The sequence below is a fragment of the Pseudomonas sp. lyk4-TYG-107 genome (genome assembly GCF_030209055.1).
GTDB classification, from domain to species: domain Bacteria; phylum Pseudomonadota; class Gammaproteobacteria; order Pseudomonadales; family Pseudomonadaceae; genus Aquipseudomonas; species Aquipseudomonas putida_A.
The window spans coordinates 327404-351091 of the sequence record NZ_JARVST010000002.1 but is presented as its reverse complement, the minus strand read 5'-3'; the positions used below and the strand labels follow the sequence as shown (position 1 = coordinate 351091).

At 61.7% G+C, this 23688-nt stretch carries 23 protein-coding genes; 21 read left to right on the top strand and 2 right to left on the bottom strand.

Features of this window, described 5'->3' with window-relative positions:
- Nucleotides 1-35: 35 nt before the first annotated feature.
- From QRN61_RS03340 to QRN61_RS03290, 11 genes are all read left to right on the top strand, one after another.
- Complete coding sequence (locus tag QRN61_RS03340) at nucleotides 36-2192, top strand: type I secretion system permease/ATPase (protein WP_027611114.1); 2157 nt, start codon at nucleotides 36-38, stop codon at nucleotides 2190-2192.
- Nucleotides 2182-3549 carry an HlyD family type I secretion periplasmic adaptor subunit gene (locus QRN61_RS03335; RefSeq protein ID WP_285373211.1) on the top strand — a complete coding sequence of 456 codons (1368 nt, stop codon included), beginning with the start codon at nucleotides 2182-2184 and terminating at the stop codon, nucleotides 3547-3549. The genes QRN61_RS03340 and QRN61_RS03335 overlap by 11 nt, the downstream gene beginning before the upstream one ends.
- A gap of 370 nt (nucleotides 3550-3919) precedes the next feature.
- Complete coding sequence (locus QRN61_RS03330; protein ID WP_097086774.1) at nucleotides 3920-4816, top strand: TauD/TfdA dioxygenase family protein; 897 nt, start codon at nucleotides 3920-3922, stop codon at nucleotides 4814-4816.
- 18 nt (nucleotides 4817-4834) lie between these two features.
- Nucleotides 4835-5860, top strand: a complete 1026-nt coding sequence (locus QRN61_RS03325; RefSeq protein ID WP_285373210.1) for an ABC transporter substrate-binding protein — start codon at nucleotides 4835-4837, stop codon at nucleotides 5858-5860.
- A gap of 5 nt (nucleotides 5861-5865) precedes the next feature.
- Nucleotides 5866-6726, top strand: coding sequence for an ABC transporter ATP-binding protein (locus tag QRN61_RS03320; RefSeq protein ID WP_027611118.1), 861 nt, complete (start codon nucleotides 5866-5868; stop codon nucleotides 6724-6726).
- 21 nt (nucleotides 6727-6747) lie between these two features.
- Entirely contained in the window at nucleotides 6748-7614 is an 867-nt protein-coding gene (locus QRN61_RS03315) for an ABC transporter permease (RefSeq protein WP_041070932.1), read from the top strand.
- A gap of 196 nt (nucleotides 7615-7810) precedes the next feature.
- The gene (locus QRN61_RS03310) at nucleotides 7811-8728 is read left to right on the top strand and encodes a LysR family transcriptional regulator (RefSeq protein WP_027611120.1); all 918 of its coding nucleotides are present in this window, start codon (nucleotides 7811-7813) and stop codon (nucleotides 8726-8728) included.
- A 218-nt stretch (nucleotides 8729-8946) separates the two neighbouring features.
- Nucleotides 8947-10485: an MFS transporter gene (locus QRN61_RS03305; protein WP_027611121.1), complete on the top strand. Its 1539-nt coding sequence runs from the start codon at nucleotides 8947-8949 to the stop codon at nucleotides 10483-10485.
- Nucleotides 10486-10511: 26 nt separating this feature from the next.
- Nucleotides 10512-11582 (top strand): HlyD family secretion protein, encoded by a 1071-nt coding sequence (locus QRN61_RS03300; protein WP_096796930.1) that lies wholly within the window; start codon nucleotides 10512-10514, stop codon nucleotides 11580-11582.
- Complete coding sequence (locus QRN61_RS03295) at nucleotides 11579-13126, top strand: efflux transporter outer membrane subunit (RefSeq protein WP_179353330.1); 1548 nt, start codon at nucleotides 11579-11581, stop codon at nucleotides 13124-13126. Before QRN61_RS03300 ends, QRN61_RS03295 begins: the two co-directional genes overlap by 4 nt.
- 161 nt (nucleotides 13127-13287) lie before the next feature.
- Nucleotides 13288-14883, top strand: a complete 1596-nt coding sequence (locus QRN61_RS03290; RefSeq protein WP_183784471.1) for a glycosyltransferase family 39 protein — start codon at nucleotides 13288-13290, stop codon at nucleotides 14881-14883.
- Nucleotides 14884-14891: 8 nt separating this feature from the next.
- Here the strand turns inward: QRN61_RS03290 and QRN61_RS03285 are convergent, their stop codons facing one another.
- Nucleotides 14892-15650, bottom strand: a complete 759-nt coding sequence (locus tag QRN61_RS03285) for a slipin family protein (protein WP_003220464.1) — start codon at nucleotides 15648-15650, stop codon at nucleotides 14892-14894.
- A 2-nt stretch (nucleotides 15651-15652) separates the two neighbouring features.
- A complete protein-coding gene (locus QRN61_RS03280; RefSeq protein ID WP_285373209.1) occupies nucleotides 15653-16204 on the bottom strand; it encodes an NfeD family protein in 552 nt (183 codons plus the stop codon).
- A gap of 154 nt (nucleotides 16205-16358) precedes the next feature.
- On the opposite strand from QRN61_RS03280, the gene QRN61_RS03275 reads away from it, so the two are divergent.
- The 10 genes from QRN61_RS03275 to QRN61_RS03230 all read left to right on the top strand — a co-directional run bounded on the left by QRN61_RS03275 (nucleotide 16359) and on the right by QRN61_RS03230 (nucleotide 23682).
- The gene (locus QRN61_RS03275) at nucleotides 16359-16820 is read left to right on the top strand and encodes an aminoacyl-tRNA deacylase (RefSeq protein ID WP_285373207.1); all 462 of its coding nucleotides are present in this window, start codon (nucleotides 16359-16361) and stop codon (nucleotides 16818-16820) included.
- A 127-nt stretch (nucleotides 16821-16947) separates the two neighbouring features.
- A complete protein-coding gene (locus QRN61_RS03270; RefSeq protein WP_183784474.1) occupies nucleotides 16948-17193 on the top strand; it encodes a DUF2789 domain-containing protein in 246 nt (81 codons plus the stop codon).
- A gap of 82 nt (nucleotides 17194-17275) precedes the next feature.
- Nucleotides 17276-17521 (top strand): type II toxin-antitoxin system Phd/YefM family antitoxin, encoded by a 246-nt coding sequence (locus QRN61_RS03265; protein ID WP_183784476.1) that lies wholly within the window; start codon nucleotides 17276-17278, stop codon nucleotides 17519-17521.
- Entirely contained in the window at nucleotides 17511-17792 is a 282-nt protein-coding gene (locus tag QRN61_RS03260) for a type II toxin-antitoxin system RelE family toxin (RefSeq protein ID WP_285373205.1), read from the top strand. Before QRN61_RS03265 ends, QRN61_RS03260 begins: the two co-directional genes overlap by 11 nt.
- 143 nt (nucleotides 17793-17935) lie before the next feature.
- Complete coding sequence (locus tag QRN61_RS03255; protein ID WP_047290742.1) at nucleotides 17936-18364, top strand: MarR family winged helix-turn-helix transcriptional regulator; 429 nt, start codon at nucleotides 17936-17938, stop codon at nucleotides 18362-18364.
- A complete protein-coding gene (locus QRN61_RS03250) occupies nucleotides 18361-20424 on the top strand; it encodes an FUSC family protein (protein ID WP_285373204.1) in 2064 nt (687 codons plus the stop codon). The genes QRN61_RS03255 and QRN61_RS03250 overlap by 4 nt, the downstream gene beginning before the upstream one ends.
- Nucleotides 20421-20630: a DUF1656 domain-containing protein gene (locus tag QRN61_RS03245; RefSeq protein WP_047601052.1), complete on the top strand. Its 210-nt coding sequence runs from the start codon at nucleotides 20421-20423 to the stop codon at nucleotides 20628-20630. The genes QRN61_RS03250 and QRN61_RS03245 overlap by 4 nt, the downstream gene beginning before the upstream one ends.
- Nucleotides 20627-21514 carry an efflux RND transporter periplasmic adaptor subunit gene (locus tag QRN61_RS03240; protein ID WP_285373203.1) on the top strand — a complete coding sequence of 296 codons (888 nt, stop codon included), beginning with the start codon at nucleotides 20627-20629 and terminating at the stop codon, nucleotides 21512-21514. Before QRN61_RS03245 ends, QRN61_RS03240 begins: the two co-directional genes overlap by 4 nt.
- A complete protein-coding gene (locus QRN61_RS03235) occupies nucleotides 21511-22953 on the top strand; it encodes an efflux transporter outer membrane subunit (RefSeq protein WP_210556912.1) in 1443 nt (480 codons plus the stop codon). Before QRN61_RS03240 ends, QRN61_RS03235 begins: the two co-directional genes overlap by 4 nt.
- Nucleotides 22954-23046: 93 nt before the next feature.
- A complete protein-coding gene (locus QRN61_RS03230) occupies nucleotides 23047-23682 on the top strand; it encodes a hypothetical protein (RefSeq protein ID WP_025113416.1) in 636 nt (211 codons plus the stop codon).
- The last annotated feature ends 6 nt before the right edge of the window (nucleotides 23683-23688 follow it).

Here is a 23688-nt window from a genome sequence, read left to right as displayed (position 1 = left end):
CTTCATTGTTCAATTGTTAGCCAAGAGTGCCGAGCGTGGAATCAGAAGTCAGTCGAGTTCAACTCATTCATGATCCGCGCGCGATGCACGACGATCCGTTACTGGATGGCTTGCTCGCTCTATGCATGTTGCACCAGAAGCCGGCCAGTGCCGCGATGCTCACCACTGGCCTGCCGCTGCCCAAGCAGCGCCTGAGTGTCGAGTTGCTGCCCCGCGCAGCGGCTCGCGCCGGGCTGCAGGGTCGGGTGCTGCAACGCAAGCTGGAAGAGATTCCGGCGATTGCCATGCCGGCGCTGTTGCTACTCAAGGATGGCCGCAGCGCCGTCCTGCTCGGCTGGCAAGGTGACAACGAAGCCCGGGTGCTGCTCAGCGAAAGCGACGGCGGCGAATCGGTGGTCAGCCGCGAACTGCTGGCTGACGACTACACCGGCAAAGTGTTCTTCGCCCAGCCGCAGCACAAATTCGACGTCAACCACGGCACGCTGATCCCGCGTGCACGCTCGTGGTTTCGCGACACCCTCAAGCGTTCACGCTGGCTGTATGCCGATGCGATCGCCGCGAGTTTCCTGATCAACATCATCGCCATGGCCGCACCGCTGTTCGTGATGAACGTCTACGACCGCGTGGTGCCGAACCAGGCCGAAGCGACCCTGTGGGTGCTGGCGCTGGGCATCACCGGTGCCTACATTTTCGATCTGATTCTCAAGAGCCTGCGCAGCCTGTGCCTGGATCTGGCCGGCAAGAAAACCGACCTGATCATCTCCGCGACGCTGTTCGAGCGGATCGTCGGCATGGCCATGAAGTACCGCCCGGCGCGGGTCGGCAGCTTCGCGCAGAACATCCATGAGTTTCAGAGCCTGCGCGACTTCCTCGCCTCGCTGACCCTGACCAGCCTGATCGACCTGCCGTTCACCATCCTGATCTTCATCGTCATCGCGATTCTCGGCGGGCATCTGGTGTGGATTCCGGTGCTGGCGTTCCCGATTGCGCTATTGATCGGTTATGCGTTGCAGAAGCCGCTGGTCGCGACCATGGAACGCACCATGGCGCTCGGCGCCGAGCGTCAGTCGAGCCTGATCGAAACCCTCGCCGGCCTCGACGCGGTCAAGGTCAACAACGCCGAAAGCGAACGCCAGTATCAGTGGGAGCAGACCATCGGCACCCTCAGCCGCCTCGAACTGCGGGTGAAAATGCTCTCCGGTCTGGCGATGAATATCACCCTGCTGATCCAGCAACTGGCCGGGGTGATCATGATCGTCTTCGGCGTGTACCAGATCATCGCCGGCAACCTGAGCATGGGCGGTCTGATTGCCTGCTACATGCTCAGCGGCCGTGCGCTCAGCCCGCTGGCCTCGCTGTCCGGTCTGTTGACCCGCTACCAGCAGGCACGGGTAACCATGACTTCCGTCGACCAGATGATGGAGCTGCCGCAGGAGCGCAATTTCGAAGAACGTCCGCTGAGCCGCAAGGTGCTGCAGGGCGCGATCGAGTGTCGTCAGCTGAACTTCACCTACCCGGAACAGCAGAACCCGGCGCTGAAGAACATCAACCTGGTGATTCGTCCCGGCGAGAAGATCGGCATCATCGGCCGCAGCGGCTCGGGCAAGAGTTCGTTGGCGAAACTGCTGGTCGGCCTGTACCAACCGGACGACGGCGCATTGCTGGTGGACGGCGTGGACATCCGCCAGATCGACGTCAGCGAGCTGCGCTACAACATCGGCTACGTGCCGCAGGACATCCAGCTGCTGGCCGGCACCCTGCGTGACAACCTGGTCTCCGGCGCGCGCTATGTAGAAGACGAGCTGGTACTGCAAGCCGCCGAACTGGCCGGCGTGCACGAATTCGCCCGCCTGCACCCGCAGGGTTATGAGCTGCAAGTCGGCGAGCGCGGGCAGAACCTGTCCGGTGGCCAACGGCAGAACGTTGCTCTGGCGCGGGCGCTGCTGCTCAACCCGCCGATCCTGCTGCTCGACGAACCGACCAGCGCCATGGACAACACCGGCGAAGAACGCCTCAAGCAGCGTCTGGCCGCCGTCGTTGAAAATAAGACCGTGGTGCTGGTGACGCACCGGGCCTCGCTGCTGTCGCTGGTCGACCGCCTGCTGGTGGTCGACCGTGGACAGATTCTCGCCGATGGCCCGAAAGCCGCCGTGATGGAAGCGTTGAAGAAGGGGCAGATCAGTGTTGCTTAAGTCGGGTGTCAAAGAGTCGATCCGTCGCTACTTCAAGGGTTCTGCCTCGCTGCAGGGCCAGCCGCTGCCGGAGGTCAATAAGGCGCTGATCGAGGACGCCCCGCGCGTCGTGCGCCTGACCATCTGGGCAATCATCGGCTTCTTCCTGTTCCTGCTGCTGTGGGCCAACTTCGCCGTGATCGACGAAGTGACCAAGGGCGACGGCAAGGCGATTCCGTCGTCGAAGATCCAGAAAATCCAGAACCTTGAGGGCGGGATTGTCTCGGAAATGTTCGTCAAGGAAGGTCAGATCGTCGAGGCCGGCGCACCGCTGATTCGTCTGGACGACACGCGATTTGCTTCCAACGTCGGCGAAACCGAGGCTGATCGGCTGTCTATGCTGCTGCGCGTCGAGCGTCTGAGCGCCGAGGTCGATGACCGTCCGCTGAATTTCCCGGAAGACGTGCTCAAAGCCGTGCCGGGTCAGGCGAAAAGCGAAGAATCGTTGTACATCAGCCGGCGTCAGCAACTGCACGACGAGATCGGTGGTTTGCAGGAGCAGTTGATCCAGCGTCAGCAAGAGCTGCGCGAGTTCAGCTCCAAACAGGCGCAATACCGCCAGCAACTGGGCCTGCAACGTCAGGAAATCAACATGTCCGAGCCGCTGGTGGCGCAGGGCGCGGTGTCACCTGTTGAAGTGCTGCGGCTCAAGCGTGCCGAAGTCGAAACCCGTGGTCAGCTCGACGCCACCACGCTAGCGATCCCGCGCGCCGAATCGGCCATCAAGGAAGTCCAGCGCAAGATCGACGAGACTCGCGGCAAATTTCGCAGCGATGCGCTGACCCAGCTCAACGAAGCCCGCACCGACCTGAACAAGGCCCAGGCCACCGGCAAGGCCCTGGAAGACCGGGTCAGCCGGACGCTGGTCACCTCGCCGGTACGCGGCATCGTCAACAAGTTGCTGGTCAACACCATTGGCGGCGTGATCCAGCCGGGCAGCGACATGGTGGAAATCGTGCCGCTGGATGACACCTTGCTGGTCGAAGCCAAGATCCGTCCGCAGGACATTGCGTTCCTGCATCCGGGGCAGGAAGCGATCGTCAAATTCACCGCGTACGACTACACCATTTATGGCGGGCTCAAAGCCAAACTGGAGCAGATTGGCGCCGACACCATCACCGACGAAGACAAGAAAACCACCTACTACATCATCAAGGTGCGCACCGAGCGCAGCCATCTGGGCACAGATGACAAGCCGTTGCTGATCATCCCGGGGATGGTTGCGTCGGTGGATATCATCACTGGCAAGAAGTCGGTGTTGAGTTATCTGCTCAAGCCGATCATCCGGGCGCGGGCCGAGGCGTTGCACGAGCGTTAATTCTCTAGTGGTCATTACCGCCTCATCGCTGGCAAGCCAGCTCCCACAGAGTTTTCGGTTGGAACACGATTGTGTGCTCGACATCGGAAACTGTGGGAGCTGGCTTGCCAGCGAAGGCGCCAGTGAAGTTGCCACATTACGCCTAGAAGTGACACAAACCGTCACTCACCATCCAGTCCATTCCTCACCATCCGCCATATAGTTATTCATTAACGGTATTTAATTTCCAGTTCTTATAGCTTTAAAGTCATCCACCTGCGTACCTGCCGACCAATCGGCGCGCCGCACGACCTGAACCAACACGCAATCCAGCGTGAGTGTCTGATCGACGTGCGCGCCTGTGAGCGCGCCGTGCGTGGGAGATTGAAAGATGTCCGCAGCTACTGCCACCCCAAGCGCCGCGACTGCCGCGCCGCAAACCTTTGAAATTCGTCCGTTCAGCGGTGCCGTCGGTGCCGAGATCATCGGCCTGGACCTGACCCGGCCGGTCAACGATCAGGACTTCGCGCGCATTCATCGTGCGCACCTGGATCACCACGTGGTGGTGTTCCGCGACCAGCGCATCACCCCGCAACAGCAGATCGATTTCAGCCGCCGCTTCGGCGTGTTGCAGATTCACGTACTCAAGCAGTTCCTGCTGGCCAATCACCCGGAAATCCTCATCGTTTCCAACATCGTCGAGAACGGCCAGAACATCGGTCTGGGCGACGCCGGCAAGTTCTGGCACTCCGACCTTTCCTATAAAGAGCTGCCGAGTCTCGGCTCGATGCTGCATGCCCAGGAGTTGCCGTCCGAGGGCGGCGACACGCTGTTCGCCGACATGCACAAAGCCTGGGACAACCTGCCCGAGGCGCTGCGCAAAGCCGTGGAAGGCCGCTCTGCCGCGCATTCCTACACCGCGCGCTACAGCGAAACCAAATTCGAAGGCAACTGGCGTCCGACCCTGACCCCGGAACAACTGGCGCAGGTCGCCGAAGTGGTGCATCCGATCGTCCGCACCCACCCGGAAAACGGCCGCAAGGCATTGTTCGTCAGCGAAGGCTTCACCACCCGCATCGTCGGTCTGCCGGAGGACGAGAGCAAACAACTGCTCGCCGAGCTCTACGCCCACAGCGTGCTGCCGCAAAACATTTACCGCCACCAGTGGCAGCCCCACGACATGGTGTTCTGGGACAACCGTTCGCTGATCCACCTCGCCGCCGGCTGCCCAGCGCACCTGCGCCGCAAGCTGTATCGCACGACCATTCAGGGCGACGCGCCTTTCTGATTTGCCGGAGATTCGATCATGTCCAAACGTCTTCCATTCGCACCGCTGGCGGCGGCCATCGGCCTGGGTTTCAGCCTGCTTGCCGGCAGCCTGGTGGCGCCGACCGTGGCCCACGCCGAAGGTGAAATCCGCATCGCCGAACAGTTCGGGATTGTCTATTTATTGCTCAATGTGGTGCGCGATCAGGGCCTGATCGAAAAGTACGGCAAGCAGCAAGGCCTCGACATCAAGGTCGACTGGACGCAGCTCTCGGGCGGCGCGGCGGTCAACGATGCGCTGTTGTCCGGTTCCATCGACATTGCCGGCGCCGGCGTCGGCCCGCTGTTGACCATCTGGGATCGCACCCACGGCAAGCAGAACGTCAAGGCAGTCGCCTCGCTGGGCAACTTCCCGTACTACCTGGTGAGCAACAATCCCAAGGTCAAAACCATTGCCGATTTCACCGAGAAGGACCGCATTGCGGTGCCGGCGGTGGGCGTTTCGGTGCAGTCGCGTTTCCTGCAATACGCGGCGGCCAAACAGTGGGGTGACAAGGAATTCAATCGCCTCGACAAGTACACCATCGCCGTGCCGCACCCGGATGCGACCGCTGCGCTGATTGCCGGCGGCACCGAGCTGACCGGGCATTTCTCCAACCCACCGTTCCAGGATCAGGCGCTGCAGAACCCGAACGTGCACGTGGTGCTCAACTCCTACGACATCCTCGGCCCGAACTCGCCAACCGTGCTGTTCGCCACCGAGAAATTCCGCAACGACAACCCGAAAACCTACAAGGCCTTCGTCGAAGCGCTGACCGAAGCCGCGCAATTTGCGCAGAACGATAAGGGCGCGGCGGCGGACACGTACATCCGCGTGACCAAGGCCAAGATCGACCGCGCCGAGCTGCTGAAAATCATCGACAACCCGCAATTCGAATTCAGCGTCACGCCGAAAAATACCTATCCACTGGCCGAATTCCTCTACCGCGTCGGTGCGATCAAGAACAAACCGGAATCGTGGAAGGACTACTTCTTCCAGGACGCCAAACCGCTGCAGGGGAGCTGATCGAGATGAATGCCCCTTTGCAAGGCCACGCGGCCAGCAACCCGGTCGCCAGTACGCAAGCGCTGCTGGCGGTGGATAACGTCAGCCTCGAATACCGCACCCCGCAACGGGTGGTGCGCGCCACGCATCAGGTCAGTTTCGAAATTGATCCGGCAGATCGCTTCGTGCTGCTTGGCCCGTCCGGCTGCGGCAAGTCGACTTTGCTCAAGGCGGCCGCCGGTTTCATTGCGCCGAGCGAAGGCGAGATTCGCCTGCAAGGTCAGCGGGTCGATGGACCCGGTCCGGACCGGATCGTGGTGTTCCAGGAATTCGATCAACTGCCGCCGTGGAAAACCGTGAAACAGAACGTGATGTTTCCGCTGCTGGCCTCGCGAACCTTGAACAAAAAAGACGCCGAAGAACGTGCATTGCACTATCTGGAAAAAGTCGGACTGGCGGCATTCGCCGACGCCTATCCCCACACCTTGTCCGGCGGCATGAAGGCGCGGGTGGCGATTGCCCGGGCGTTGGCGATGCAGCCGAAAATCCTTCTGATGGACGAGCCGTTCGCCGCGCTGGACGCGCTGACCCGGCGCAAGATGCAGGAAGAATTGCTGCTGCTCTGGGAGGAGGTGCGCTTCACCTTGCTGTTCGTCACTCACTCGATTGAAGAGGCGCTGGTGGTCGGCAATCGCATCCTGCTGCTGTCGCCACATCCGGGGCGGGTGCGCGCTGAAGTGCACAGCCATCAATACGATCTGCAAAGCCTCGGCGGCGTAGCGTTTCAGGAATCGGCGCGGCGCATTCACCGTTTGCTGTTCGATGAAGGCCAGTCGCCGGAAACCGAGCGTGACCATGACTTCAACGACATTCGTATCGCTTATTGAGCGTTCTGGAGGGATTGCCCGATGAGCCAACCATCGTCTGTACGACAAGAGTTTGAAACGGTCCTTGAACCACTGACCAGCGTGCCGCTTGAGCGCGAATTGCCGTTGGCGCAACGCCTGTGGCAACAGGGCTGGCTGCGTAAGAGCCTGATCCTGATTCTGCTGGCGATCCTCTGGGAAGTGATCGCCCGGGTGCAGAACAACGACCTGTTGCTGCCGAGCTTTCTGCAGACCGGCCATGCGCTGTACGACGGCCTGCTCAGCGGCGAGCTGCTGGGCAAGGTGTGGATATCGCTGGTGGTGCTGATCAAGGGCTATCTGATCGGCATCGTGCTGGCGTTCGCCCTGACCACGCTGGCGGTGTCGACCCAGTTCGGTCGCGACTTGCTGAGCACCCTGACCTCAATGTTCAATCCGCTGCCGGCAATTGCCTTGCTGCCGCTGGCCTTGCTCTGGTTCGGGCTGGGGCAGAACAGTCTGATTTTCGTGCTGGTGCATTCAGTGCTGTGGGCGCTGGCGTTGAACACCTACGCCGGTTTTCTCGGTGTCTCGGAAACCCTGCGCATGGCTGGGCGTAATTACGGGCTGAAGGGCATGCGTTTTGTGCTGTTCATCCTGATCCCGGCAGCGCTGCCGTCGATCCTCGCCGGGCTGAAAATCGGCTGGGCGTTTGCCTGGCGCACGCTGATCGCCGCCGAACTGGTATTCGGTGCCACCAGTGGCAAGGGCGGGTTGGGCTGGTACATCTTCCAGAATCGCAACGAGCTGTACACCGACAAGGTGTTTGCCGGGTTGGCGGTGGTGATCCTGATCGGGTTGCTGGTGGAGAATCTGGTGTTCGATACGCTGGAGCGGGTGACCGTAAAACGCTGGGGCATGCAGCGCTGATGTGTATTGACTGAGCTGGCCCCATCGCTGGCAAGCCAGCTCCCACAGGGATTGTGGCGTTCACTCATTCTGTGACCGCCGAAAATCCTGTGGGAGCTGGCTTGCCAGCGATGGCGTCCTTACAGCCGCCGCGAAGTTGAAGGATGTTTGCTAGCATTGCGCCCGGATCAATCCAGATCAGCCACGAGTGCTCTGCATGCAACTCCCGGACATGAACCTTCTGGTCGCCCTCGACGCTCTGCTCGACGAGGGCAGTGTGGTCGGCGCCGCGCGGCGGATGAACCTCAGCCCCGCCGCCATGAGCCGCACCCTGACGCGCATTCGCGAGGCGATCGGCGATCCGATCCTGGTACGCGCCGGTCGCGGCCTGGTGCCGACCCCCAAAGCCCTCGAATTGCGCGAGCAGGTGCGCGATGTCGTCGAGCAGGCGGCGCTGCTGTTTCGCTCCGCCGACAGCGTGGATCTGGGCACCCTGCGCCGGCGCTTCAGCATCCGCGCCAACGACTTTTTCATTGGCGTATATGGCGGCAAGCTGTTCGATACCCTCGACCAGCAGGCGCCACACTGCGAGTTGCGCTTCGTCCCCGAGGGCGATGGCGACGACGAAGCGCTGCGCGAAGGTCGGATTGATCTGAGTGTCAGCAACACCCGTCCGGTAACCCCGGAAGTCAAAGTGCAGAACCTGTTTTCCACGCATTTCGTCGGCCTGGTGCGAGAGGATCATCCACTGCTCGACGGCGAAATCACTGCTGAGCGCTATGCCGGTTACTCGCATATCAGCATGTCGCGCCGTGGCATTGCTCGCGGCCCCATCGACACCGCGTTGAACGCCTTGGGTCTGGAGCGGCGGGTGGCGGTGATTGCGCCAAGCTTCCACGCGGCGATGTTTGCCTTGCCCGATTCCGACCTGATCTTGCCGGTGCCCAAGGAAGCGTTGCTCAGCGTGCGCCGACTGGGCCTGAAGCTACGTTCGTTCAATCTGCCGATTCCGTTGCCGACGCTGATGCTGACTCAGGCCTGGCACCCGCGCTTCGACAAGGACCCGGCGCACCGCTGGCTGCGCGAAACGCTCAAGGCGTGTTGTGACGAGACGTGGCTGGCCACGCAACCCTGATACAAGCAGAGTCCGTGTGGGAGGGGGCTTGCTCCCGAAGGCGTCGTGTCAGGCACCGCACAGGTTGAATGATCCACCGCTTTCGCGAGCAAGCCCGCTCCCACATTGGATATTCATTGCTGCACTGAGCGCACTTATAACCTGCCAATAAGTCAATTTTCGTCAGCAGTAAGCCTTACTAAAATGCTCCGGTATTTTTCCTTCCGGAGTGTGTATCCATGACATCCCTGTCGGTTCCGGCGCCCATTGCTGCGGCCAGTCCGGCGACGGCGGCTGCGCCACCGGTGTTCGGGGCGCGGATCATCACCGGCCTGGTTGGTGTGCTGCTGGCGGTGCTGGTCTCGGGCCTCAACGAAATGGTGACCAAAGTCGCACTGGCCGACATTCGGGGCGCGCTGAACATCGGTTATGACGAAGGCACCTGGCTGGTGTCCTGCTACGCCGCGACCTCGGTGGCGGCGATGGCGTTCGCGCCGTGGTGCTCGGTGACCTTTTCGCTGCGCCGTTTCACCCTCTGCGCGATCAGCCTGTTCACGCTGCTCGGCGTGCTGTGCCCGTTCGCCCCGAATTACGAAAGCCTGCTGCTGATGCGCACCCTGCAAGGGCTGGCCGGCGGCGCGTTGCCGCCGATGCTGATGACCGTTGCGCTGCGCTTTCTGCCGGCCAATTTCAAACTCTATGGTCTGGCCGGTTATGCGCTGACGGCGACGTTCGGCCCGGGTCTCGGCACGCCGCTGGCTGGCTTATGGAGTGAATACGTCGGCTGGCAATGGACGTTCTGGCAAATCATCGTGCCGTGCCTGATTGCCATGGCAATGGTCGCTTGGGGGATTCCGCAGGATCCGCTGCGCCTGGAGCGCCTCAAGACCTTCAACTGGAAGGGCCTGCTGCTGGGCTTTCCGGCGATCTGCATGCTGGTGATCGGCTTGCTGCAAGGCAATCGGCTGGACTGGTTCGAGTCGAGCCTGATCTGCGGTTTGCTCGGCGCCGGTTCGCTGTTGCTGGTGGCGTTTCTGATCAATGAATGGTCGCAGCCGATTCCGTTTTTCAAGTTGCAGATGCTCGGCATCCGCAACCTGTCGTTTGCACTGATGACCCTGGCCGGGGTGCTGGTGGTGTTGCAGGCGGTGGTGCTGATCCCGTCGAGCTATCTGGCGCAGGTCCAGGGTTATCGCCCGGTGCAGACCGCGCCGATCATGCTGATCGCCGCGTTGCCGCAACTGATCGCGCTGCCGCTGGTGGCGGCGCTGTGCAACTTGCGCTGGGTCGATTGCCGCTGGGTGCTCGGCATCGGTTTGAGCATGTTGACCCTGTCCTGCATGGGGGGCTCGCTGCTGACTTCGGAGTGGATCCGCGACAATTTCTACGTCCTGCAATGGCTGCAGATTTTCGGTCAGCCAATGTCGGTGCTGCCGCTGTTGATGCTCTCGACCGGCAGCATCCAGCCGCAGGACGGGCCGTTCGCCTCCGCGTGGTTCAACACGGTGAAAGGCCTGGCGGCGGTGATCGCCACCGGAGTCATTGAGGCGCTGACCACTGCGCGCCTGCATTTCCACTCGACCATGTTGATCGACAACCTCGGCAACTCACCGCTGGCCGATCGCAGCGACCCGGGGCTCGCCCATCGCCTGCATGAACAGGCCGTGGTGCTGACTTCCTCTGATCTCTATGTGTGCATGGCTGGCGTCGCGGTGGCGCTGATCCTGCTGATTTTCTGGCTGCCGACGCGGATCTTTCCGCCCCGTGCGCCGACCTGATTGCTTCACTGATACCGAAGGTTTTTATGACGACTCAAGCAAAGCAAAAACTCGCGGTGGCCGTGGCGGCCGCACTGGCGGTCGGCGTGTTGCTGTACCTGGCGGTGCCGGGACTGTTCGGCAAGCGCACCCAGCAAAACACCAACGATGCGTTTGTTTCCGCCGACTTCACCCTGGTGGTGCCGCGCGTGGCCGGATTCATCAAGGAAGTGCTGGTGGAAGACAACCAGCAGGTCAAGGCCGGGCAGTTGCTGGCGCTGATCGATGATCGCGATTTGCGCGCCGCCGCTGAAGCGGCCGATGCGCAAACCCTGGTCGCCCGCGCTCAGCTGCAAAACGCCAAGGCCACGCTGGAGCGGCAGACGTCGGTGATTGCTCAGGCGCAGGCCTCGGTGGTCTCGGCCAAGGCAGAAATGGCCTTCGCCCAGCAGGAACTCAATCGCTACAACCACCTCGCCGGTGTAGGTGCCGGCACGGTGCAGAACGCGCAACAGGCCCGCACGCGTATTGATCAGGCAACCGCTCGGCTCGATACCGCCAGCGCGAAACTGGCGGCCGAGCGTAAGCAGGTAGAGATTCTCACGGCGCAGCGCGATGCTGCCGAAGGCAATCTGAAGCACGCGCAGGCGGCGCTGGAAATCGCCAGTTTCGAGCTGTCGTATACGCGCATCACTGCGCCGCAGGACGGCATGGTCGGCGAGCGCGCGGTGCGTGTCGGCGCTTATGTCACGCCGGGCAGCAAGCTGCTGGCGGTGGTGCCGTTGCGTCAGGCGTATGTGGTCGCCAACTTTCAGGAAACCCAACTCACCGACGTGCAGCCGGGGCAGGACGTGCAGGTACGCGTCGACAGTCTCGGCGGCGAAGCGTTGAGCGGCCGCGTCGAAAGTATCGCCCCGGCGACTGGCGTGACATTCGCCGCGGTGAAACCGGACAACGCCACGGGTAACTTCACCAAGGTCGTGCAGCGGATTCCGGTGAAGATCGTACTTGAACCGGGTCAGCCGTTGGCCGAGCGTTTGCGTGTGGGCATGTCGGTGGAGGCGAGTATCGATACTCGCCGTTCGGCGCCGGCGGAACGTGAGGTGACTCAGCGATGAACAGTTTTGATAGAACTGACGCCTTCGCGAGCAAGCCCGCTCCCACCGGGGGAACGCATTACCCAATGTGGGAGCGGGCTTGCTCGCGAAGAGGCCAGTGGCAGCAACTCGCACTCGGTGCCTTGCTCGCTCTTGGCCTCAGTGCCTGCACCGTCGGCCCGGACTTCCGCAAGCCCGAAGCCACGCAGATCGCCGACTGGGCCAAACCCGCCAAATCCGCCCCCAGCCAGGCTGTCAGCGAACCGCTGAACGAACGCTGGTGGGAGGTTTTTCACGACCCGCAACTCTCAGCTCTGACCCAGCGGGCGATGAACAGCAACCTCGATCTGCAACTGGCCAGCAGCCGCTTGCAACAAAGCCGTGCCGCGCGCCAGGTGATCACCGCGGATCGCTACCCGAACACCGCCGCTACCGGCAGCTACGCGCGTAAACGCAACAGTGGCGAAGGCCTGAATGACCCGTCCGGGCACAACGGCGATTCCGCTTTCAACCTGTGGGACGCCGGTTTCTCCGCGTCCTGGGAACTGGATTTCTGGGGCCGCGTGCGCCGTGAAACCGAAGCCGCCGATGCCAACCTCGAAGTCGCCGAAAACGACCGACGCGGTGTGCTGCTGGCAGTGCTGGCCGAAACCGCGCAGAACTATATCCAGCTGCGCGGCGTGCAAAACACTCGCGCCGTCACCGAGCAGAACCTCGACGTCGCCCGGCACAGCCTCAAGCTTTCGCAACTGCGCCTGAGCGATGGTGTGGCAACCGATCTCGACGTCGCCGAAGCCGCCGCGCAGGTTTCCGCCATCGAATCGCGCCTGCCGGCCCTCGAGCAGCGTCAGTCGCAATTGATCAACGCGATCAGCCTGCTGATGGGCGAACCGCCGCAGGCCCTGGCCAAGGAGTTATCCACAGACGGCGCGGTGCCGCAGTCACCGCTGCAAGTCGCCATCGGCCTGCCGTCGCAGCTGGCCGAACGCCGGCCGGACATCCGGCAGGCCGAGGCGCGTCTGCATGCCGCCACCGCCAACATCGGCGTGGCCAAGGGGGATTTCTATCCACGCATCACCCTGTCCGGCAACCTCGGATCGCAAGCGATGCAACTGAGCGATTTCGGCTCCTGGGGCTCGCGCGCATTCGGCATCGGCCCGCAATTGAGCCTGCCGCTGTTCGACGGCGGACGGCTGCGCGGCATGCTTCAACTGCGAGAAGCCCAGCAACAGGAAGCGGCCATCGCCTACCAGCAGACCGTGCTGCGCGCCTGGCATGAAATCGATGACCAGTTGACGGCCTACAACGCCAGCCAACGCCGCCGCGACAGCCTCGCCGAAGCCGTACGCCAGAACCAGATCGCCCTGCGCACCGCACAGCAGCAGTACGTCGAAGGTGTGGTCGATTTCGTCAACGTGCTCACCGTGCAAGGCGCGTTGCTGGCGACTCAGGAGCAGTGGGTGGAAAGCTCGACCGGCGTTTCGCTGGCGATGGTCGGGTTGTACCGGGCGTTGGGCGGGGGCTGGGAGTCGGTGTATCCGGCGGGGGAGGTGGCGCGGCGCTGATGGCCTGAACTGGAAATGCCGAGGGCTGTTTGGGATTGGCCGGGGTGCCGGATGTCGTGAAAGCGCACACCGCCATCGACGGCTCTCCTGTGGCTGACCTAAAGTGACGGGCAGGTTCGGCTCCATCCGTTCGCGATATTCCGGCACAGCAAGAGGATGCAATGGCGGCACACAGAGAAACGCCGGTTGGCGACACGCAGGATCCGCGCGCGGTCCCGGGTGCATGGCTGGTGGCCTTGCGTCTGCTTCGCTGGGCCAGAGAGCACTGGTTGTTACCGATCATGCTGCTCGCGGCGGCGGTGCGTTTTTTCGACCTGACGGCGGCGGCGATCTGGTTCGACGAAGGCTCCAGCGTCCTGCTGAGCCAGTTTCCACTGGCCGAGATCTGGGGGCTAGCGGGCCACGATGTGCACCCACCGCTGTATTTCCTGCTGCTGCACGGCTGGATCGGGCTGTTCGGTGACGGCATCCTGTCCATTCGCTTGATGAGTGCGCTGCCGGGGATCATTACCGTCGGTCTCGGTGTGTGGCTGGTGGATCTGCTCGCCACCCGTCGCGCTGCGTTGCTGGCCGGGCTGTTGCTGGCGTTGTTGCCCACGGCCGTGCGCTACAGCCAGGAAGTGCGCATGTATTCGCTGCTCGGCATGTGGCTGATCGGCGCGACGATCGCGCTGGTCTACTGGGTGCGCCAGCCGCGTCGGCATCGCTATCTGGTGGCCTATGCGCTGCTGATGACGGCAGCGTTCTACACCCACTACTTCACCGTTCTGTGCGTGATCAGCCACTGGCTGTATCTGACAGCGGTGCGCGTGCAGCCGGGGTATCGGCTGCGGCATATACAGCGTCCGGCCTGGTGGCTGGCCAACTTGAGCATCGCGTTGCTGTACATGCCGTGGGTGCCCAACCTGCTTGATCTGCTGCAGCACATCCCGGAACTCAAGGCCAGCAATGACATAGGCTGGGAAGATCCGGTGACCGTCAGCTCATTGCCGTCGATGGTCTGGTCGTTGCTGATCCAGGACGACGGCATGACCTTGCCGGGGTGGCTGTTTTTGCTTTTGCCATTGGCGCTGGTAGCCGTGATTGCCGTTGCCCTGCATCGTGATCGCAGCGTATTTCGCGGCAGCTTGTTGTTGCTGTGCTACAGCGTGATGCCGATTCTGCTGGTGTTTGGCGTGTCGTTCATCTCGCCGGTGTTCATCGAGCGGTATTTGACGGCCTATGCGTTGGGGTTGCCGATGCTGGTGGCGCTGGCGATTGATCGGCTGTACATAGGTTCTCGCGTTCTGGCGCTGGCGATTCTGGTGCTGTTCGTCGGGGTCGAACTGGTGGGTGTGAAGAACAACGCCACGGTCGACAGCAATGATCAGTTCAGCGTGCTGGTCGACTACGTCAATCGACACTTCACCGAGGGTGACCGGATCGTCACCAGCGACATGATGTGGTACCTCAGCTACATCTACTACAACCGCACTGACGCGCAGATCCGTCTGTATACGCCACCAGCGGCGGATGGGCGTTCCACGCGTCCCAATGCCTACGGATTTGGCACTTTGGTCGGCGAGGAGGTTTTCCTCGATCAGCTTGGCGACGTGTCCAAGGGCAGCACGCGGATGTGGTTGATCGGCACGCTGGATGAACCCGATGAGTTTGCCGCGTTGCCTGAAGGCTGGCAGCGGCAGAGCGATGTCCATGCAGGCGGCGCATTTGCACGTTTGTACGTGAGGGAGCCGAGCGCCGATAAACCGGGCGGGTGATCGCAGGCTCAGGATTTGCCCGACAAATCCGCCATCCCCTTGAGCAATTCGATCGGCAACGGAAAGACGATCGTCGAGCTCTTGTCGCCGGCAATCGAACTCAGGGTCTGCATGTAGCGCAATTGCATGGCACCGGGCTGGCGGCCGAGCATTTCGGCGGCTTGCATGAGTTTTTCCGAGGCCTGCAGTTCGCCTTCGGCGTGGATCACCTTGGCCCGGCGTTCGCGTTCGGCTTCGGCCTGTTTGGCAATCGCACGCACCATCGATTCGTTGAGGTCGACGTGCTTGATCTCGACGTTGGCGACCTTGATGCCCCAGGCGTCGGTCTGGGCGTCGAGCACCTGCTGGATGTCGATGTTCAACTGCTCGCGTTCGGCCAGCAGTTCATCCAGCTCATGTTTGCCGAGCACCGCGCGCAGGGTGGTCTGCGCCAGTTGGCTGGTGGCCGAGAGAAAGTCTTCGACCTGAATGATCGCCTTCTGCGGGTCGAGCACGCGGAAGTACAGCACCGCATTGACCTTCACCGAGACGTTGTCGCGGGTGATCACATCCTGTGGCGGCACGTCGAGGACCACGGTGCGCAGGTCGACCCGGACCATTTGCTGCACCACCGGAATCAGCAGGATCAGCCCCGGGCCCTTGACCTGCCAGAACCGTCCGAGCTGGAACACCACGCCGCGCTCGTACTCACGCAGGATGCGGAAGGTCGACCCGGCGAGGGCGATCACCAACAGCAGCAGTGCAACGAAACCGATTTGCAGACCCATGATCACTCTCCGTGTCGCACCGCGTCAGTCGCGGCGACTTTCAGCAGTAAGCCCTTACGCCCGACCACGCGCACCGATTGCCCGGCGTGCAGCGGTGTCGTGCTCTGCACTTGCCAGTGTTCACCCTGCAATTGCACCCAGCCGTTGTGGGCGTTTTGCGCTTGCACGGTGGTCACCGCCGTCACGCTGCCGACCAGCCCGGCATCGCCACTGACGGCGTGGCGCGGGCGGGTTTTCAAGGCGCGGACGATCAACGCGATCAGCAGCAGGGCGCTGACCAGGCCAAGGCCGATGATCATCGGCACCGGCAACTCGGCGTTGCCCAGAATCAGCGCACCGATGACGAACATGATGATTCCGCCGAGGCCGATCACCCCGTAGTTGGGCAGCGCTGCTTCGGCGATCAGAAAGGCAATGCCAAGGGTGATCAGCCACAGGCCGACCGGATTGACCGCCGTCGGCAGGACATCAGCCGCGAGGGCTGAGCCGCTGGCCAGCAGTATCAGGAAAAACGTGCAACATCGGCTGTTCACGTGACCCTCCGGGAGAGTCATGGGGGTGTTTCCTTAAGTCTAGTTGAGCCTGACGTCGGATGAATTTTGATCAATAAGCGGATGTGTCCAATGAGCGGATTTCCCTTCATCAGCAACTGGCCGAACTAGACTCAGCAGAACAGGCACAACGTTCAGCGGGACACCGAGGTGCAGCATGCGTATGGCAAAAAAAGTGCAGAGCAGCCTGAACCGGGCGCATTGCGAATATGACATCGTGGCCCACCGCCACTCGGCCAGCAGCCTGGAAACCGCGCGGGTTTCCGGGGTGCCCGCCGAACGCGTGGCCAAGTCAGTCATTCTCGACGACCACCACGGGCATTACCTGATGGCCGTGCTGCCGGCCAGTCGGCATCTGGACTTGAGTAAAGTGCGCATTCGCGGCGAATGGCAGATCACCCGGGAGAGCAACCTGGCGCATATCTTCGATGACTGCGAACGCGGCGCGGTGCCGCCGCTCGGTGATTCCTACGGCCTGGACATGGTCATCGACCCGCTGTTGACCCGGCAGAAAGACATCTACCTGGAAGCCGGCAACCACAATTACCTGCTGCACATGAGCATGCCCGAGTTTCTGAAAATGGTGCCGCGTGCCGAGGTGCGGGAGTTGAGTCATTAAGTTTTGTAGCGCTTTCGCGGACGCCTTCGCGAGCAAGCCCGCTCCCACAGGTTGACCGCAATCCCCTGTGGGAGCGAGCCTGCTCGCGAATGATCTCCCACCCACCGCATTTTTGAAGGAGTCTTCCATGGAGCAGCCAACCCACAGCCTGCCATCCCTCTTCGAGCAGCTCGGCCTGAGTAGCGACCCGGTGAGCATCGACCAATTCATCGCCACCCATTCCCCGCTCAAACCCGAACTGCACTTGGCGGACGCGTTTTTCTGGAGCGAAAGTCAGGCGGACTTCTTGCGCGGCGAGATTCTTGATGATGCGGATTGGGCGGAGGTGGTGGATCAGCTGAACGTGCTGTTGCGCAAGGGGCGGGAGGGATGACCACTTGGCGGCTGAGCACATTTTCGGTTGTATGGAAGGTATAAATAGACCAATATCACGACCTCAATTAAGGTCTTTTATTATGCAAAGTGTTCTTGCCGATATGGCGGTCAGTGTTTCCGAATTGAAGAAAAATCCATCAGCAGTGCTGAGTGGCGCACATGGTGGTGCTGTGGCTGTGCTGAACCATAATCGCGTCATGGGTTACATGGTGCCAGCCGATGTCTACGAAGCCATGATGGAGCGGCTTGATGATTTGGAATTGGCTGAGATCGTCCGTTCCCGCAGTCATGAAACCCCCATTTCGGTAAACCTGGATGACCTATAAGCTCGAATTTCTGCCGTCTGCTCATCAGGAGTGGAGCAAGCTGGGTCATACGCTGCGAGATCAATTCAAGAAAAAGCTCGCTGAAAGGTTATCGCTGCCAAGGGTATCGGCTGATGCGCTTCATGGAATGCCTGACTGCTACAAAATCAAACTGAAGGCTTCTGGTTACCGTCTGGTCTATCAAGTGATAGATGAGCGAATCGTCGTTTCGGTAGTCGCTGTGGGAAAACGCGAGCGCAGCAGTGTCTATGAGAAAGCCAAAAAACGCTGAGTCGTCCAACCTCGGCGTTTTTTTCTCCCCTGACAACCTATTTGTTTCAAAACTTGACTGAAATTCCCCGCCAATGCGATATTGATAGTTAGCAAACTAACAGTGTGCATTTTCCCGTGCCGAATTCCCTCGACGCTCTCCAGATGAACATCAGCAGTGCCATGGTGGTGGCCGCCAGGCATTGGCGGAAGATCTGCCAGACCACGCTGGTCAACTATGGAATCTCCGAAGCCTGCGCCGTGCCGTTGTTGATGATCGGGCGGTTGGGCGAGGGCGTGCGTCAGGTGCAGGTGGCGCAGGCGGCCGGGATGGAGAGTCCGTCGCTGGTGCGTCTGCTCGATCAGTTGTGCCACGCCGGCTACGTCTGCCGCACCGAAGATGCGCAGGATCGTCGGGCCAAGTGCCTGAGCCTGACCGACACCGGCCGTGAACTGGTGCAAGCGGTGGAAAGCGAGCTGGTACGTCTGCGTCATGAAGTGCTCGAAGGCATCGACCAGAGTGATCTGGAGGCTACGCTTCGGGTACTGCGAGCTTTTGAGGCGGCCAATCCGCCTGTGGTGATCAATTCTTGAACGGTTTTTTCTCTGGCATCCCGCCTGCCCGCGACTGGTTCTACGGGGTCCGTACCTTTGCAGCGTCGATGATTGCGCTGTACATCGCCTTGCTCATGCAAATGCCGCGTCCGTATTGGGCGATGGCCACGGTGTACATTGTCTCCAGCCCGTTTCTCGGGCCGACCAGCTCCAAGGCGCTGTACCGCGCCATCGGCACTTTTCTCGGCGCGGCGGCGGCGGTGCTGTTCGTGCCGATGTTCGTGCAGAGTCCGTACGTGTTGGTGGTGGTGATTGCCTTGTGGACGGGGATTTTGCTGTTCCTGTCGCTGCACCTGCGTACCGCCAATAACTACGCACTGATGCTGGCCGGTTATACCTTGCCGCTGATCGCCCTGCCGACCGTGGATAATCCGCTGGCGGTGTGGGACGTGGCGGAAGCGCGCACCGAAGAGATTTTTCTCGGCATCGCCGTGGCGGCGGTGGTCGGCGCGATGTTCTGGCCGCGGCGTCTGGCGCCGGTGTTCAACGACGCGGTGGGCAAGTGGTTCGCCGACGCCACCACCTACAGCCTGAAGTTTCTCAGCCGCGACGTGCAGCCGGAACAGATCGCCGCGCTGCGCATGGCCATGGTCGCCAATTTCAACAGCCTCGAATTGATGATCGGCCAGTTGCCCCACGAAGGCGCTCGACCGCAAACCGTGCGCAACACCAAGGAATTGCGTGGACGGATGATCCACCTGTTGCCGGTGATCGACGCTCTGGAAGACTCGCTCTACGCCCTCGAACGGCGTACCCCGGAACTGGTGGAAAAGTTTGCCCCGCTGCTGACCGCGACCCAGCAATGGCTCGGCCATAACGACGCCGATCTCGAACGGTGGCAGGCGCTCAAGGATCAACTCCAGGCCCTGCAGCCAAGCTGCGAGGCGCTGGAAGATCGCAAGCAATTGCTGTTCTCCAACGCGATTTATCGCCTCGGCGAATTCATCGATCTGTGGCAGGACTGCCGCAGTTTGCAGGACGCGATTCTCTGCGAGCGCCAGGACAGCTGGCGCGCGGTTTACCGGCACTGGCGCCTCGGGCGGCTGACGCCATTTCTCGACCGCGGGATGATGCTGTATTCGGTGGCCTCGACCGTTCTGGCGATCATCGTCGCTTCGGTGCTGTGGATTCTGCTCGGCTGGCCGGACGGTGGCAGCGCGGTGATTCTGGCGGCGGTAGCGTGCAGTTTCTTCGCCTCGATGGACGACCCGGCGCCGCAGATCTACCGGTTCTTTTTCTGGACCGGGATGTCGGTGCTGTTCGCCAGCCTTTACCTGTTTCTGATTCTGCCGAACCTGCACGATTTCCCGATGCTGGTACTGGCGTTTGCGGTTCCGTTCATCTGTGTCGGCACCCTGACGGTGCAGCCGCGCTTCTTCCTCGGCATGCTCTTGACACTGGTCAACACCTCGTCGTTCATCAGCATTCAGGGCGCGTACGACGCGGACTTCTTCGCCTTTGTGAACTCCAACCTGGCCGGCCCTCTGGGCCTGTTGTTCGCGTTCATCTGGACCCTGATCGCCCGCCCGTTCGGCGTCGAGCTGGCCGCCAAACGTCTGACCCGCTTCAGCTGGAAAGACATCGTACGCATGACCGAGCCGGCCAATCTGGCCGAACATCGGCATCTGGGCGTGCAGTTGCTCGATCGTCTGATGCAGCACTTGCCGCGTCTGGCCATGACCGGCCAGGACACCGGCATCGCCATGCGTGAAGTGCGCGTCGGCCTCAACCTGCTCGATCTGCTGGCCTACACCCCGCGGGTAGAAGGCGCGCCGAATGCACTGCTGCAACAAGTGGTGGCTGAGGTCGGCGAGTATTTTCGCGCGTGTCTGAAGGCCGGCGAACGCTTGCCGGCGCCGAGCCCGCTACTGATGACCATGGACCGTGCGCGCCGCGCGCTCAAAGGCCACGGCGACGAAGAAACCCGGCTAAACCTGTTGCATGCCCTGAGCGGTTTGCGCCTGGCGCTGCTGCCCGGCGTGGAATTCGTCAGCACCAGCGATGCCGAAGAACCGCTGCCCGATGGAGCGCCCCTATGATCGGTGATCTGGATATCAGCGGGATTTTCCTGCCGACCCTGCTGGTGCTGATGGGCATCACCTATGTGTTGTTTTTGCTGGTGCACGGCGTGCTCACGCGTGTGCACTTTTACCGTCTGGTCTGGCACCGGGCATTGTTCAACGTGGCGCTCTACGCCGTGCTGCTGTACGGCGTGGACTCACTCAGTCGATACCTGATGACATGAAAAAACCGTTTCTGACTATCGGTCGCGTGGTCCTGACCCTGCTGATCGTGACTTTTGCCGTCGTCCTCGTCTGGCGCATGGTGATGTATTACATGTTTGCGCCGTGGACCCGCGACGGCCACATCCGCGCCGACATCATCCAGATCGCTCCGGACGTGTCCGGGCTGATCCAGCAGGTCGAGGTCAAGGACAACCAGTTGATCAAGCGCGGTCAGGTGCTGTTCAGCATCGATCAGGACCGCTTCAAACTGGCCCTGCGTCAGGCTAAAGCGGCGGTTGCCGATCGCGAGGAAACCCTGGCTCAAGCCCAGCGCGAAGCCAAGCGTAACCGTGGCCTGGGCAATCTGGTGCCGGCCGAACAACTGGAAGAAAGCCAGTCGAAAGTTGCCCGCGCGCAATCGGCGCTGGCCGAAGCGCTGGTGACAGTGGACAGCGCGCAGCTCAATCTTGATCGCTCGGTGATCCGCAGCCCGGTGGACGGTTACGTCAACGACCGTGCGCCGCGGGTGCAGGAATTCGTTACCGCCGGGCGTCCGGTGTTGTCGGTGGTGGACAGCAATTCGTTCCACATCGACGGTTATTTCGAAGAAACCAAACTCGACGGCATTCATGTCGGGCAGTCGGTGGATATCCGCGTGATCGGCGACAAGGCCAGGCTGCGTGGGCATGTCGAAAGCATCGTCGCCGGTATCGAAGACCGTGACCGCACCAGCGGCAACAACCTGCTGCCGAACGTCAACCCGGCGTTCAGCTGGGTGCGCCTGGCGCAGCGGATTCCGGTGCGCATCGCCTTTGACGAGGTGCCGGAAGATTTCCGCATGATCGCCGGGCGGACCGCCACCGTGTCGATCATCGACGATAAAACGCAGGAGCCTGTGCAATGAACAAGGCCCTGATGATCGCCGGGTTGGGCATGATGCTCTCGGCCTGTCAGATGGTCGGGCCGGACTATCAGCTGCCCGCTGACGCGGCGGTGCAGCGCAAGGACTTTCAGGGCGAACTGGCGGTGGAGGGCAAACCGGTGGTGTCAGCGCCGGTACCGGCTGACTGGTGGCGACTGTATAAGGACCCGCGTCTGGATCAACTGGTGCAGCAGGCCATGGCGTCCAACACCGATTTGCGCGTAGCGGCGGCGAACCTTCAACGGGCTCGCGCGCAAGTCGATGAGGCTGAAGCGGCGGGTGGCTGGAGCGCAGGCGTGAAGATGGGCGCGCAGCGTTTGCAGGAATCCGGGCAGGCGTTCTTGCTGCCGGAAAAAGTCCCGGTCGACAACGTCGGCGATATTGGCATCAGCGCGTCTTATCAGTTCGATCTATGGGGCACCCTGCAACGCGGTATCGAAGGCGCGAAGGCTAACGCCGATGCGACTCAAGCAGCGGCTGACACCGCACGCATCACTTTGGTGGCCGACGTGGTTCGCGCCTACACCCAAGTGTGCGCGGCCAACGAAGAGCGGGAAATTGCCCAGCACTCCCTCGACCTGCAATCGCAGAGCACTACGCTGATCCAGCGCCTGCGCGATGCCGGGCGTGGTGATGAAACCCAGGTCACCCGCTCGCAAACCCAATTCAAGTCGTTGCGCGCCGACCTGCCGCGCTATGAGGCAGCGCGTCAGGCCGGGTTGTTCCGCCTGTCGATGCTGCTGGCCAAACCGGTCGAGCAATTGCCGGCCGGTACCGCCACTTGTGCCGAACTGCCGAAAATTGCCCAACTGGTGCCGGTGGGCGACGGTGCGGCGCTGCTCAAGCGTCGTCCCGATATCCGTCAGGCGGAACGTCGCTTGGCGGCCTCGACAGCGGGCATCGGCGTCGCCACGGGCGAGCTGTACCCGGACATCAGCATCGGCGCGACCATCGGCACCGTCGGTCTTATTGACGACTTGGGCGATCCGTCGACCAACCGCTGGGGCTTCGGACCGTCGTTGAGCTGGAAGGTGCCGACCAACGGCGCCCGTGCGCGGATCCGTGAAGCCGAGGCCAACACCCAGGCCGCACTGGCGCATTTCGACGGAGTGGTGCTCAACGCCATCCGCGAAACCCAGACCGGTCTGGCCCAGTACAGCGCGCTGCTGCAACGCCGCGACGCTCTGGCCGATGCCGAGCAGTCGGCGAAACTGGCGGCGGACCAGACCCACCGCTTCTTCCAGGCCGGGCGCGAGTCGTTCCTCGCCGACCTGCAGGCGACCCGCACCTACACCGATGTCACCGCGCAGCTGGCCGCCGCCAACACCCAGGTCGCCATGAGCCAGATCGATTTGTTCCTCGCCCTTGGTGGCGGTTGGGAAAGCGGACGAACGCAAGCCTCAAGCGCCAGCAAACCCTGAAGCCGTTGCTATGCTTTGAAGTGTTGAAGGGGTGCCACGTGCAACGCACCCTTTCAGCGCACATTGCTAGCGCTGGTCTAGGGGAAACCAATAATGAAAAACCCTTACGCTCTCGGCTTCTGGTGCGCCCTGGTAGCGCTAGTGCTGCTATCGGCCACCTATTTCTACGGCATCATGCTGGCCCATCAGATCGACAAGGCCATGGTCTTCCTCGACAGCGCCACGGCGTTGATCGCGGTGATGGCAATTGTCGTGGTGGCCTGGGCGTCGATCCAGGTGCAGCGAGTCAAGAAAAGACAACTTGAACAAGGCAAGACCCTGGTGCTGATCTGGGACACCAAAGTCGCCCTGCGCCGGGTCGAAACCGTGTTCGACCGCTACTTCTGGGGCAGCTATTGGCAACCGGGACGGACCTTCGCCGAAGTCATGGGCGAACTCACCGGCACGCCGCTGGAAAAAAGCCTCGAAGCCCTGAAAAAGCAGTGTCTGGAGCTCGACAAGCAGATTGCCGATGAAGGCTGGCACTGGCTCAACAATGCCCGCGAACTGTCGGATGTCGCCACGGCCATGGCCCGTGAGCGCTATCAACTGGATTTCTGTGACCCGCGCGCTGACGGGCCGGGCGGGGCGGTGATCGATCGCGACTTTGAAGTGCTGGTGTATACCTGGACGGCGCGGTTGAAGAGCTTCGATCATCAACTCGATGAGATCGAGGTGCAGTATTCCTGATCTTCT